At 40.6% G+C, this 12,582-nt stretch carries 12 protein-coding genes; 6 read left to right on the forward strand and 6 right to left on the reverse strand.

The genetic code is table 11. From position 1 onward, the window contains the following. Positions 1-114: 114 nt before the first annotated feature. A complete protein-coding gene (locus C1E24_RS02535; RefSeq protein ID WP_138478462.1) occupies positions 115-1,002 on the reverse strand; it encodes an AraC family transcriptional regulator in 888 nt (295 codons plus the stop codon). A gap of 156 nt (positions 1,003-1,158) precedes the next feature. Between C1E24_RS02535 and exaC the strand changes: the two genes are divergently transcribed. Then, positions 1,159-2,679, forward strand: coding sequence for an acetaldehyde dehydrogenase ExaC (gene exaC / locus C1E24_RS02540; RefSeq protein ID WP_138478463.1), 1,521 nt, complete (start codon positions 1,159-1,161; stop codon positions 2,677-2,679). 86 nt (positions 2,680-2,765) lie between these two features. Here exaC and C1E24_RS02545 read toward each other — a convergent pair whose 3' ends face one another. The 3 genes from C1E24_RS02545 to C1E24_RS02555 all read right to left on the reverse strand — a co-directional run bounded on the left by C1E24_RS02545 (position 2,766) and on the right by C1E24_RS02555 (position 5,131). Beyond that, the gene (locus C1E24_RS02545) at positions 2,766-3,680 is read right to left on the reverse strand and encodes a M14 family metallopeptidase (RefSeq protein WP_138478465.1); all 915 of its coding nucleotides are present in this window, start codon (positions 3,678-3,680) and stop codon (positions 2,766-2,768) included. A gap of 101 nt (positions 3,681-3,781) precedes the next feature. After that, a complete protein-coding gene (locus C1E24_RS02550; protein ID WP_138478467.1) occupies positions 3,782-4,189 on the reverse strand; it encodes a hypothetical protein in 408 nt (135 codons plus the stop codon). Positions 4,190-4,276: 87 nt separating this feature from the next. Further along, complete coding sequence (locus C1E24_RS02555; RefSeq protein ID WP_240721923.1) at positions 4,277-5,131, reverse strand: hypothetical protein; 855 nt, start codon at positions 5,129-5,131, stop codon at positions 4,277-4,279. Between the two features lie 152 nt (positions 5,132-5,283). Between C1E24_RS02555 and C1E24_RS02560 the strand changes: the two genes are divergently transcribed. Next, positions 5,284-5,676 carry a hypothetical protein gene (locus C1E24_RS02560; protein ID WP_138478468.1) on the forward strand — a complete coding sequence of 131 codons (393 nt, stop codon included), beginning with the start codon at positions 5,284-5,286 and terminating at the stop codon, positions 5,674-5,676. Between the two features lie 4 nt (positions 5,677-5,680). Here the strand turns inward: C1E24_RS02560 and C1E24_RS02565 are convergent, their stop codons facing one another. Then, positions 5,681-6,691 carry a GlxA family transcriptional regulator gene (locus C1E24_RS02565; protein ID WP_138478470.1) on the reverse strand — a complete coding sequence of 337 codons (1,011 nt, stop codon included), beginning with the start codon at positions 6,689-6,691 and terminating at the stop codon, positions 5,681-5,683. 113 nt (positions 6,692-6,804) lie between these two features. Between C1E24_RS02565 and C1E24_RS02570 the strand changes: the two genes are divergently transcribed. Continuing rightward, positions 6,805-8,706, forward strand: a complete 1,902-nt coding sequence (locus C1E24_RS02570; protein ID WP_138478472.1) for a beta-ketoacyl synthase N-terminal-like domain-containing protein — start codon at positions 6,805-6,807, stop codon at positions 8,704-8,706. Positions 8,707-8,842: 136 nt separating this feature from the next. Here C1E24_RS02570 and C1E24_RS02575 read toward each other — a convergent pair whose 3' ends face one another. Then, on the reverse strand, positions 8,843-10,033 hold the full coding sequence (locus C1E24_RS02575) for a class I SAM-dependent methyltransferase (protein ID WP_138478474.1): 1,191 nt from the start codon (positions 10,031-10,033) through the stop codon (positions 8,843-8,845). Between the two features lie 93 nt (positions 10,034-10,126). Between C1E24_RS02575 and C1E24_RS02580 the strand changes: the two genes are divergently transcribed. The 3 genes from C1E24_RS02580 (at position 10,127) to C1E24_RS02590 (ending at position 12,504) form a co-directional block, all read left to right on the forward strand. After that, a complete protein-coding gene (locus tag C1E24_RS02580; RefSeq protein ID WP_138478476.1) occupies positions 10,127-10,771 on the forward strand; it encodes an HD domain-containing protein in 645 nt (214 codons plus the stop codon). Positions 10,772-11,004: 233 nt separating this feature from the next. Next, positions 11,005-12,015 (forward strand): LacI family DNA-binding transcriptional regulator, encoded by a 1,011-nt coding sequence (locus C1E24_RS02585; protein WP_138478478.1) that lies wholly within the window; start codon positions 11,005-11,007, stop codon positions 12,013-12,015. 246 nt (positions 12,016-12,261) lie between these two features. Beyond that, the gene (locus tag C1E24_RS02590; protein ID WP_138478480.1) at positions 12,262-12,504 is read left to right on the forward strand and encodes a YdcH family protein; all 243 of its coding nucleotides are present in this window, start codon (positions 12,262-12,264) and stop codon (positions 12,502-12,504) included. The last annotated feature ends 78 nt before the right edge of the window (positions 12,505-12,582 follow it).

Below are 12,582 nucleotides of genomic sequence, written 5' to 3' on the forward strand. Positions count from 1 at the left end.
GCAAGGCTAAAATTTTGCTATTTAGTTGTTCTAAATAAGAAATTTTTAACGAAGCTAGCGTCAGTTTTAGTCCTTCAAAATGATTGAGTATTATTGAGGATTGGTATACTTTAGTTAGTTCTTTTGAAATGCCTTTGGAGAAACACCAAAGGCATTTTTGAATGTACGGCTAAATTGACTGGTATGATTGAAGCCTAAATCAAACCCTATTTGGGTAATACTTTTACCTTTTTTAAGCAGCTCTTTGGCCTTTGACAGTCGCCGTGTTTGCAGCCACTGTTGCGGGGTCATGTTTAAGCATGACTTAAAGTAATTAAAAAATTTACTGCGACTCATACAAGCAATTTTACACAAAGTATCGATATCTAGAGGCTCGCTCAAATGATGCTCTATGTATTGAACGACTTCTGTAATTGGGTCTTGATGATTATGCAAGCTTGCGCACTTTAAAATAAGTTCGCGAGTTTGCTGAGTGAGCAATCGTGTCACCAATTCATTCAGTGCTAAATCAATCAAAAATCCGCGTTGATCTCCATTTTCAGTAAATAAATGCACCATACGGTCGAGTAATGCCTGAGTTTGCCAATTGTGCTCGACATGGACGAGTTCATTTTGATAAGCCACTTCGATACTAGTTTGATTTTGTATATTAAGCTTTTGGGCAATATCAGCCAGTTTATCAGAGTTAATTTCAATGGCTAAGCAGGTTGTGGGTGTTGGCCCTGATGCGTCAGGAAAGTCAATATGGACGGTTTGGTTTGGTGCAAGTACAAAGCTTTCATTAGGCAAAAAATCATGGTGGTAATCACATGTTTCTACATGCATCACCTTTTTGCCTTGTAGCATACCGCAAAACAATACATTGCTTGATGATAAGGGCACATTAAATGCGCTTTCATAAGTGTCATAAATACTCAATTGCGCGTCATTTGAATCAAAGCTGAGCTTATTCTCTACCAATTTATCAATGTGTTGGTGCCTAGCTTGTAAATCAAAGCGCATATCTGTTCCTTATGAATATCAAGACTGAGAGTTAAGCAAAAAATACCTAGAGTTAATTTTTTAAGCCTCCTTTCGCTTAATGTCAATTCAATCGGCTCAAAAATAAACACATAACTGAAGTATGAGCCGGGCAACAAGTTGATAGAAGAGGACACTATGATTTATTCAAACCCGAATACCCAAGGCGCAGTCGTTAATTTTAAAGATAAGTATGACAATTACATCGGTGGTGAGTGGGTTGCTCCCTTAGATGGTGAATATTTTGAAAACAAAAGCCCTGTGAACGGAAAGGTGTTTTGCCAAGTGGCACGCTCTAAAGCAGCAGATATCGAGTTGGCACTCGACAAAGCACATGAAGCAAAAGAGGCGTGGGGCACAACCAGTGTCACTGAGCGCAGTAATATTTTACTGAAAATTGCTCAGATCATTGAAGATAACAAAGAGTATTTGGCCGTTGCTGAAACTTGGGATAACGGTAAAGCCGTACGCGAAACCCTCGCCGCTGATATTCCACTAGCAGCAGATCATTTTAGATATTTTGCTGGCTGTATTCGAGCGCAAGAGGGCAGTATTGGCGAGATTGACGAGCACACCGTGGCCTACCATTTTCATGAGCCGCTAGGTGTAGTTGGGCAAATTATACCCTGGAACTTCCCGCTATTAATGGCCGCTTGGAAATTAGCCCCAGCTCTGGCTGCGGGTAACTGTGTTGTACTAAAACCTGCAGAGCAAACGCCTACCTCGATCATGTTATTAGTTGAACTGATCGGTGATTTATTACCTGCGGGTGCTTTAAACGTGGTGAATGGTTTTGGTAAAGAAGCAGGTGAAGCGCTCGCGACGAGCAAACGTATTGCTAAAATTGCATTCACGGGTTCAACCCCTGTTGGTTCGCACATCTTGAAATGCGCTGCCGATAATATCATTCCATCGACCGTTGAGCTTGGTGGTAAATCACCAAATATCTTCTTCAATGACGTGCTCGACAAAGACGATGATTATTTAAGTAAGTGTATTGAAGGTGCGGTATTAGCTTATTTCAACCAAGGTGAAGTATGTACTTGTCCTTCGCGCTTATTTGTCCAAGAAGACATTTATGACGAGTTTATTGAGCGTGTTAAGGCACGAACAGCGCAAATTAAGCGTGGCAACCCATTAGATACAGAAACCATGGTTGGCGCGCAAGCCTCTCAGCAACAGTTCGATAAAATCTTAAGTTATATCGAAATAGGTAAACAAGAAGGTGCGGAAGTACTGTTCGGTGGTGAAGTTGAGCAATTATCTGAAGAGTTTAATTCGGGTTATTACATTCAACCAACCTTGCTTAAGGGCAATAATTCAATGCGAGTATTCCAAGAAGAGATTTTTGGTCCAGTTATTTCACTGTGTACGTTTAAAGATGAAGCTGAAGCATTAGAGCTGGCGAATAGCTCTGAATTTGGCTTAGGTGCGGGTGTTTGGACCCGGAACATGAATCGCGCCTATCATTTTGGTCGCAAGATTGAAGCCGGACGTGTATGGACAAACTGCTACCACATGTATCCAGCGCATGCGGCATTTGGTGGTTATAAAAAGTCAGGTGTGGGTAGAGAGACGCATAAAAAAGCGTTAGACCATTATCAGCAAACTAAAAACCTATTAGTTAGCTATAGTGAAAGTCCACTCGGTTTTTTCTAAACAGTCAGCTATTCAATTGGTTATTTAGATATCACAATGCAAAGGGGCAAGTAGCGCAATGTTAAATTGCGCTACTTTTTTGTCTATTAATCTTCGATTGATTTTATGTAGTTTAAAGCACCAACGACAGAAGCTACTTGGCCTTGTACACAAATTTCATCATTTGCAGTTGGGCTATCAGGGTAAACTTCGGTTGTCGTTACGTACTCTGCGTCTGTCATACCCATACAAAGGCCGAGTTTAGTACCGTCATAGTTGATCACACCGAATTGCTCAATTGGCACACCAATTAACTTACCATCTTCATCAGCTGGGGCGATGTGGGTGACTTTTTCTACTTCTTTGATAATCGCAGTTTGGAACGAGTATTGCGGCTTTTGAGTATGACCAACTAAGTAAAAACCATCAGGAATATTCCAATTATCATGACTGACACCATCACGCGCTGCGAGCGCTGGTCGAAACTCAGAATTGTCGGTGTCTGTGGTTTCATGTAAATCGACATGACACAATAAATCATCAAACCTAGCGACATAAGCCATAGCTTGTTTTGACTCAGCAGCTGGACTGTCAGCATAAAATGAGCGGTTTGGATCAATCGCCTCTGGGTTCCAACGGTTGATTGTTTCATAACCCCAAGGACTAATACATGGAAGTACCACTAGATTGAAATCAGCTTGGTAATGTTTGCCCTGTGATTTTATGAACTCAATCGCACCATGTACACCACTGGTTTCATAACCATGTACACCACCTGTCACTAAAACAGTAGGCTTATTGTCAGAAAAGTCACGAGACTTTATCGCATACAATTTATATTCATGTTCACCGTAATTAAGTTCGCCATATTGCTCAACGTCATACTCGTCAGCGAGTGCAAGTATTTTAGTTTCTACTTCTTGTTGGTAACTACGCTTAATTACTTGTGCTGCAAGCCACTGTTTTTTTTCTGCTTCTTGCCATGGTTTACCAGGCGTGCCAATTGGGTATGCGGTTGTCATAATCTTCCTCGGTGAAAGTTTTTTGCCATCCTAGTGATAAAGCTGGGGTCAGTAAAGTAATTAAATCTAATTGCACACCATCTGAACACTATTACAGCTGTTTATTTTGCAAAGTAACCAAGTTGCGCTAGTCGATTTTTTTGCTGCGATGTTAATTTGCAGCTAAATAAAAAAATACTTCTCTGCTCAAGTTGTACATGTGTGACTTTACAGCAAATAATGGTATGAACTTTAATTTGTTGAATTTGTTCAACAGGGACATACTTTTGAGCGCCTAAAAAGTTATAGTAGCTCAACCCATTCACACACCAAGATGACCTTCTTCGGCTCATCAAGGTTTGAATTAGTGTGACAATCACAAATAAGCTGAGGGTGAATATAAGCATGATTTCTAATGCTTCTAACCAAGCAGTAAAGTTAAAAACCGTGCTTATTGACACAAGAAGCGCAATAACGCTCGCGGCAAGAATATAAAAACCAAAATTGATTGAAGATTTAATTTCGTACATTTCTTAACTCCTACGTACCTTTTTTGTTGGCGGGCAAGTTAATGTAAGAAAATGAATAAAATATGGAGCTAATACTTAAAGCTTAAATTAATCCAGTTTTGCTTTTATTTCTTGCCAGTCTTCAACAAGTGGGTTGAGAAAACCACATTCCTTATAAGCACGCTCAATGTATCCTGATTGTCTGAGCTGCTTTAAACCCTTCTGTAGTGCTTTAAATGTTTTGTTTCCGAGTGGATGTTTTTTTGATACTACAAAGTGTCTGCTGTCTTGAAGAGCGACTTTAACGCCATCTATTGCTCGAATTTTGTAGTTTCTTCCTGTGTACTCAAAAGGCTGGGCTGGTTTGAAAGGGGCCAGCATGGCATCGACCCAGCCACTACTGACCATTTTAGCCATAACTAGCCAATCGGCTTCAATAACTAAATTTTTGGGTTTGAGCGCAGTGAGTGTTTTTACATCAGTGTGCCAGGCTTCGCTGGTCACAAAGCTAAGGTCTGTAATGCCATTCGTAAGTTTTGGTTTGAGCTGAGTTATTTTATTGGGTGCGACATATATACCTGCGTAAAACTCTCCATTACGTATCACAGGTTCAGATATGAATACATCGTTTTCGTATTGGGATGCTTCATTAAGCCAAATTGAGTCAAAACTGATCAGGAGTAGCCCGTGCTGAATAAGACGAATATTTCTCGCATCATAATCACCTAGCACAAAATCATAATCCAGATTTAGGCCTCCGAGTTTTATCGCTTTTTGTACTAGGATAAATTCAACAACATCCCTAAGGCAACTTGGGTGATTGAAATGCTCTATTGACTCGATACTTTCTTCGCCGAGCACGTGTTGAGCGTAATTATATATATCGGTTTCAATCGAAATTGGAATTTTCGCCTTGCTACTTAAAGCTGTAAAAAAGCACAAAAATAAACATACCCATTTCATAAACATGATTCATTGGTCTGTATTTGAGTTAAGTATCGTATAAGTTGAGATAAATTAAAGTGACAAGAGCAAACTAGTTCACTATCTTGTTAAGTTGATGTTATTTAAAACATTGAAAATCGTGTTTATCGAGCGCTATAAAAGGGGACTTTATGAAATTCGAACAGTTACTTAATCATCTAGATTCAGGCGTTTGCGTTGATCAATTACAAACTGAGTCTGTGGTAGATTTAGCTGTATTACTTATGTCAATTGATGGCGAGGTATGTGAAAAAGAGTTATCGGTTTTAAATCAGTGGATACAGAAGCTATGTTGGAATAGCGAGATAGAATCAGGTCTTTATATCTCAAATATGATCACCCATTGCAAAGATGTGATTGCAAAAGGTGATGCAGAGCATTTTATTCACCATAGAATGAAACATATTGTTGATGCACCCATAAAGGAGCTGGCCTTAAGATTAACGACTCAACTAGCACAGGCTGATGGCATAGTGACTGAGTCAGAATCTAATGCACTAAAAGTTATTGAAGCAGAGCTTTAATTGTTTAGTGGTTTTGAGAAAACAACTTTTTACGCACGATTTTTCTATACTCACTCGGTGTTTGATTTAGCCTTTGCTTAAATACCCGAGTGAGTAAGCCCTGAGAATTAAACCCCACCGATATTGCCACATCTTGAATTGACAGATTACTAGACGCTAATAGCTCTTTGGCATTTTCTAAGCGTATAGTTTGCAGATAATGCGCGGCCGTTTGGTCCGTTGCTGCTTTAAAACGTCGATTAAACGTCCGGTAACTTAAGTCAAATTGCTCTGCCAAATCTGAAAGGGCAATTTCAGTGTGATAATTGTTTTTTAACCAAAATTGAATCGATGCGATTAATTCATCTGGGTGTGTATCTGCATCACCTTCAAGAAAACGTTGTTCTTCATAAGGCTTTCTAATTTCATGAGAAAAGTTTTGCTGTACATGTTGCGCCGCGGCAACACCATATAATTGCGAAATCAAATGCACAATTACATCTGCGAGAGCATTCAAACTGGCTACGGTATAAATGCGCTCAGACTGAGTAATGAAAAAGTCAGGTTTCAAATCGACTGACGGGTAATTGAGCTTAAATTGTTTCGCGTAATGCCAGTGTGTTGTCGCAGGGTGGTGTTCGAGTAAACCAGATTCTGCCAAAAAGCAGACACCAGTGCCGACACCAATTATGGTCGAGCCTTGATGCCAAGCTTGATTTAAAGCCGTTGCAAGAGCTTGGTTTTTTCTAAGTACAGGTCTAGGGTTTCGCCAAATGCTCGGAACAATTATGTAGTCTTGCTCTGACAAATAACTAAAAGCCTCGTCAGGTTGTATTTGTAACCCAAGCTCATTACTGATTGGCGAGGTATCATTTGCTAACCAAGTTATTCGTAAAGGTTTAAAGTCATGTCCTAAGTATCTTTTTGCAAATGCTTCACCTGCTCTGAGCATTTCTGCAGGCAGAGAAACACTGGTAAAGAGCATGCTTGAATAAATACAAAAACCAATTTTTATCGGGTTTTCTGGTCTGACCATGCTGATTTGGCGAAAAATAAATGATATTTGGCTATTTTTGCAAAATGTAATCTAAAGTTCAAACTAGAATCGAACATATCTAAGTTGTGTGAAAATTTTAAGAACGATTATTTATGACTGCATTACCAATTATTGTCGGTATGGGTGGCATTAATGCTGCTGGCCGTACATCTTTTCATCAGGGCTATCGCCGTATTGTTATAGATAAGCTAGATCATCAAGCACGCCAAGAAACTTTCTTAGGCCTAGCAACACTCATGAATTTAGTGCGTTTCGAAGACGGTCGACTAGTAACACACACAGGCGATGAAATTTCAACTGAACAAGTCGAAGCGAAATTTGGTGAGCAGATTAAAGCGGGTACTTTGATCCGTAAAATAGAAAAAGAACATTTTGATTGTGATGCAACACACTGGCAACAAAAGCTAACTATTAATGCGAATGATGAGGCGGGACTAAAGTTCACTTGTCGTAAGCGTGATTTACCAAACCCAGTACCTGCCTCTTGGCAAGTTGAAGAACTAGACGCAAAAACAGTCAATGTGGTTGTGCCTGATTCTTTAGAAGTAAAACACGATAGCTATCGTGATAATCCAATCAAAGCGGCGGGTCAATTACCAACCGGCTTTGATCCGGCATCGCTTTATAACAGTCGTTATCAACCTCGTGGTTTACAGGCTACTATTTTTGCCGCAACCGATGCAATACGTTCAACGGGTCTTGATTGGGATACCGTCATGAACAGTGTTGAACCAGACAAAATTGGTACTTATTCAGCATCAGTCGCTGGTCAAATGCAGCAAGAAGGTTTTGGTGGTTTGATCCGCTCTCGTCAACAAGGTGATCGCGTAAGTACAAAACAATTGGCACTGGGTTTAAATACCATGTCGACAGACTTTATTAATGCTTACGTTACAGGCAGTGTTGGTACGACGTTCACAACATCTGGTGCATGTGCAACTTTCTTATATAACTTACGTGCAGCTGTTAATGATATTCAAGCTGGTCGTACACGTGTTGCGATTGTAGCGAGCGTAGAATGTGCGTTAACGCCGGAAGTCATTGAAGGTTTTGGTAACATGAGCGCATTGGCAAACGAAGAAGGTCTTCGTAAGCTCGATAATACAGAAAACGTTGACTACCGTCGCACAAGCCGTCCATTTGGTGATAACTGTGGTTTCACAATCGGTGAAGGCGCTCAGGTTGCGATCTTAATGGACGATGCCTTAGCACTAGAGCTTGGCGCAGAGGTGATGGGTTCGGTAGTCGATGTGTTTGTTAATGCTGATGGTATCAAAAAGTCAATCACGGCACCTGGCCCGGGTAACTACATTACTATGGCTAAGTCTGTTGCATTAGCTGAGCAAATTGCGGGTGCTGACGCGATCAAAGAGCGTAGCTTTATTTTAGCTCACGGCTCAAGTACACCGCAAAACCGTGTAACTGAATCACTGATTTATCACAAAGTAGCAGAAGCGTTTTCAATTAATGGTTGGAAAGTGGTTGCTCCAAAGGCATACGTAGGGCACACCATTGCGCCTGCAAGTGGTGACCAACTCGCGCTAGCACTGGGTGTATTTAGTCACAACATCATGCCAGGTATTACAACGATTGATAAAGTGGCTGACGACGTGCACGCGGAACATTTAGATATTCGCAATGAGCACTATGAATGTTCACCGATGGATGTGGCATTTATCAACTCAAAAGGCTTCGGTGGTAACAACGCAACAGCAACGGTATTTTCGCCAAACTTTACCAATAAGTTGCTAGCGAAACGCTATTCTGAACAGCAGCTAAATTCATACCAAGCAAAGTTAGAGCAAACAAAGCTTGCTCAAGCAGACTACCAGCAAGCCGCTGACAATGGCCAATATGAACTTATTTATCGCTTTGGCAACGGTATGATTGATGAAAATGAGCTTGTACTGAGTCAAGATAGCTTAAGTTTACCTGGCTTTGATAAAGCAGTATTACTAAGTACAAATAACCAATATGGTGACTTAAGCGAATAAGCTTAAGAAGAAAAGAATGTTAAGCAAACTTAGGCGCTCTGGGATGAGCGCCTTTTTTATGTCTTGAATATAAAAAAAGGCCACTCTGTGGCCTTAGTAACTAGTTTATCCAATTTTGCTCTAAACTCTATCTACACTAATAAACCTTACAAATAAGGCCTTTAAGGTAGAAACCTTCAGGGTAGTTACCCGCGATAGGGTGATCGGCTGCTTGGTTCAAACGCTCCATAATCAGCAGCTCTTTACCCGCATCAAGGGCTGCGTCAGCAACAACCTTTTGGAACAGGTTTTGCTCCATTAAGCCAGAACAAGAGAAGGTAAGTAATGTGCCGCCAGGCTTCAGGATTTGCATTGCGATCATATTAATATCTTTATAGCCACGACATGCGCCCGTTAGTTGTGCTTTGCTCTCAGCAAACTTAGGAGGGTCCATCACGATAGTATCGAATTGACGGCCTTCTTCACGGTACTGGCGAAGCAGCTTAAATACATCTTGTTTAACGAACTCAGCACGTGACAAATCAAGGTCATTGTGCTCTACATTTCTTTTTGCAGTATCAAGGGCTGGTTGTGATACATCTACGTTAATGACGTTCTTACAGCCGCCACGTAGCGCATATAAACCAAAAGTGCCCGTGTAGCAGAAGCAGTTTAAAACCTCTTTGTCTTTAGAGAAACGTTCAAGCGCTGCACGGCTATCACGTTGGTCCAGATAAAAACCGGTTTTGTGACCGTTTAAAATATCAACTTCAAGCTTTAAGCCATTTTCTGTAATGACAACAGGCTCAGTCGGCGCATCACCCCAAAGTGCACCAGTGGTTTTTTCTAGGCCTTCTTTCTTACGTACGTCAACGTCAGAGCGCTCATAAATGTGGCAATCAGGAAAAAGCTCACGAAGTGCTTGAACGATATCGCCTTTATGGCGCTCTGCACCCGCACTTAATAGCTGACATACAATGTAATTGTCGAATTTATCAATGGTGATACCGGGTAAGCCATCAGACTCTGCTGCGCTTAAGCGAAAACCGCTTAAGCCGCCTTCTTCAATAACTTGACTTCGGGCATCAAAAGCACGCGTTAAACGACGTAAGAAAAAATCTTTGTCGATGCTTTCAGATTCATCAAAGCTCCATATACGTGCTCTAATTTGAGAATCAGGACTATATGCAGCAGTAGCAAGAAATTTACCTTCATTAGAGTAAATTTTTACGGTATCACCCAGAGCAGGTTTACCTTTTACTTTTTTGATGGCTTTGGAGAATATCCAAGGGTGTTTACGTTTTAATGATTTTTCTCTACCAGGCTGCAAGTACACTGCACAAGACATGAATTTTTCCTAACTTAATTGTATGCTGGGCATTTTAGTTAAGCGTTTACAAACATACAATGTTGATCAGCGAATTATCCGGAGAGTAGGGCATTGAATAACGATAAATTAGCGTCTTTAGAACAAAGTTGTCGCAAATTTGTACAAGCATTACCCATAGCCGATGCGGGACATGACCTAGCGCATGTGCAAAGGGTTGTTACAGCTGCAAAGCTATTAGCTGAAAAAGAACAAGCAGATTTACAAGTGGTGGTTGCTGCAGCATGGCTTCACGACTGTGTGGCAGTCGCGAAAAATAGCCCTCTGAGGAGCCAAGCTTCAAAATTGGCAGCTGACAAAGCCATCGACTATTTAAAAAATATCGACTTCTCAAGTGAAAAGTTGTCTGCTGTGCATCACGCCATAGTTGCGCACAGCTACAGTGCGAATGTGGAAGCTGAAACACTTGAAGCTAAAATTGTTCAAGATGCAGATAGGCTAGATAGTTTAGGGGCAATCGGTGTTGCACGCTGTTTTACCGTTGGCGGTGCGATGCATCGAAGCGTTTATAATGTTGACGATCCATTCTGTGAAAATCGAGCGCCCGATGATTATTCATATACCGTTGACCATTTCTATAACAAACTCTTTAAATTACCTGAAGTTATGCACACGTATGCAGGAAAGCAAGAAGCTGAATCTAGGGTGTTGTTTATGAAGGAGTTTATGGAAAAGTTAGGGCAAGAAATAGGCAGTTAAAAATAGTCAATTGAAAAATTTTATTGCGCAAGTCTGACACCGGTGTCATAATGTCGGCGTTTTATCATTTTGTTGTCAAAACGTGTTGGCTGCCCATGTATGTGGGCAGCATTTTTTTAAAATAAATGATAACCCATTAATCAAAGAATTCTAGATTGATATTTCTTTCGTTCAGGATGAATTGCAGTAGAGGTTGAAGTGCTTACTCCCTCGAATGTAGAGCGGGAAACCAGATGAAGAAAGTAACAATAAATAGTGTTGCAGAATACGCCGGTGTATCGAAAAAAACCGTTTCACGTGTATTGAATAATGAGCCCAATGTTAGCCCGGCAACACGTGAAAAAGTATTAAAAGTTTTCAAAGAACTTGATTACACACCGAATCCTATCGCCAGAGGCCTTGCTCGCAATCGCAGCTTTATCATCGGCTGTTTGTACGATAACCCCAGTAAAAGTTATATCACACGTGTACAAAGTGGTGCTTTAGAAGCATGTCATAAACATAATTACAACTTGCTTATACACCCATGCGAACTGCGTGGCGAAGCGCTCATTGAAAATATTGAACACCTACTAACAACGTCTCGCCTAGATGGCCTAGTTCTCACGCCGCCATTTTCTGATTCACAAGAATTAATCGAATTTCTGCAAAAGAAAGGTATTAATTACGCACGCGTTGCATCTGCAATCGAAGATGAAACGTCAATTTCAGTCAGAAGTAACGATGAACAAGGTGCTTTCGAGATCACAGAGCATTTGATTTCTTTGGGTCATACCCGAATTGCATTTATTAAAGGTCACCCAGATCACAGTGCCACAGAGCAGCGTTTCTCGGGGTATCAGAAAGCGCTTGCAGAGCACAATATTGCATTCGATGCAGAGCTGGTGGCTGAAGGTAACTTCAGTTATCACTCAGGTGCTGATAGTGCAAAAGAAATTTTAGATTTACAACCAAGACCGAGTGCGGTGTTTGCATCGAATGATTACATGGCAGCAGCGGTGTTAAAATTGGCGACACAATCAAAGTTGAATGTACCAGAAGATATTTCGATAGCGGGTTTTGATAACGCACCGATAGCCCGTCATATTTGGCCTGGGTTAACAACAATCGCACAGCCTGTAGAAGAGATGACGCGACAAGCTGTTGAGCAGTTGATACTTCAGATAAGCGACCCTGATGTAGAAAAAACGCAGACCACACTTGAAGCTAAGCTTATCGTAAGAGAATCGACATCTAAGCTATAAACCTTTTTCAATTTCTTTACTTGCCCAAGCCTAGCGGTTCGCTGTTAGGCTTTTTTCTTTTTTGACAACATTTATAGCTCATAAATCAAATTAAAAATTCTGTTTTAATCTCCTTATAAAACCGTTTTATAAATGTGTATTAAAACTTGTGCTAGATCAACATTCAGCATGACTGCAGGCGTACTATGAAAGTGAGCCAAGCATCAGGTTTGTTTGGAAAAATGACAACTTAAACAGGACTTCATTATGATTATTGATCGCCACAGCTTAGCTAAAGAGTTACCTGAATTTAAAGAAAAAATCCACGAACTAAAAATGAATGATCGACATTTTGCGCGCTTATTTGATGATTACCATAATTTAGATCATGAGGTGATCCGCATTGAAGAGGGGGTTGAAAACACCTCAGATGACTATCTTGAGTCACTCAAAAAGCAACGATTGCATTTAAAAGACCAACTTTATTCTATTTTGAAAAGCGCATCATAAAAGTTTTCACAATAGAAGGAGTAGCCTGCTGCTCCTTTTTAAGTCTTTCTTAATAACATAAAAGACCTCATACCAGTT

The organism is Pseudoalteromonas phenolica (assembly GCF_005876835.1).
GTDB lineage: Bacteria > Pseudomonadota > Gammaproteobacteria > Enterobacterales > Alteromonadaceae > Pseudoalteromonas > Pseudoalteromonas phenolica_B.

Bases quoted from the DNA above. Each gene is read 5' to 3' on its own strand.
- C1E24_RS02535 (WP_138478462.1), bottom strand. From the start codon at position 1,002: ATGCGCTTTGATTTACAAGCTAGGCACCAACACATTGATAAATTGGTA.
- exaC (WP_138478463.1), top strand. From the start codon at position 1,159: ATGATTTATTCAAACCCGAATACCCAAGGCGCAGTCGTTAATTTTAAA.
- C1E24_RS02545 (WP_138478465.1), bottom strand. From the start codon at position 3,680: ATGACAACCGCATACCCAATTGGCACGCCTGGTAAACCATGGCAAGAA.
- C1E24_RS02550 (WP_138478467.1), bottom strand. From the start codon at position 4,189: ATGTACGAAATTAAATCTTCAATCAATTTTGGTTTTTATATTCTTGCC.
- C1E24_RS02555 (WP_240721923.1), bottom strand. From the start codon at position 5,131: ATGAAATGGGTATGTTTATTTTTGTGCTTTTTTACAGCTTTAAGTAGC.
- C1E24_RS02560 (WP_138478468.1), top strand. From the start codon at position 5,284: ATGAAATTCGAACAGTTACTTAATCATCTAGATTCAGGCGTTTGCGTT.
- C1E24_RS02565 (WP_138478470.1), bottom strand. From the start codon at position 6,691: ATGGTCAGACCAGAAAACCCGATAAAAATTGGTTTTTGTATTTATTCA.
- C1E24_RS02570 (WP_138478472.1), top strand. From the start codon at position 6,805: ATGACTGCATTACCAATTATTGTCGGTATGGGTGGCATTAATGCTGCT.
- C1E24_RS02575 (WP_138478474.1), bottom strand. From the start codon at position 10,033: ATGTCTTGTGCAGTGTACTTGCAGCCTGGTAGAGAAAAATCATTAAAA.
- C1E24_RS02585 (WP_138478478.1), top strand. From the start codon at position 11,005: ATGAAGAAAGTAACAATAAATAGTGTTGCAGAATACGCCGGTGTATCG.
- C1E24_RS02590 (WP_138478480.1), top strand. From the start codon at position 12,262: ATGATTATTGATCGCCACAGCTTAGCTAAAGAGTTACCTGAATTTAAA.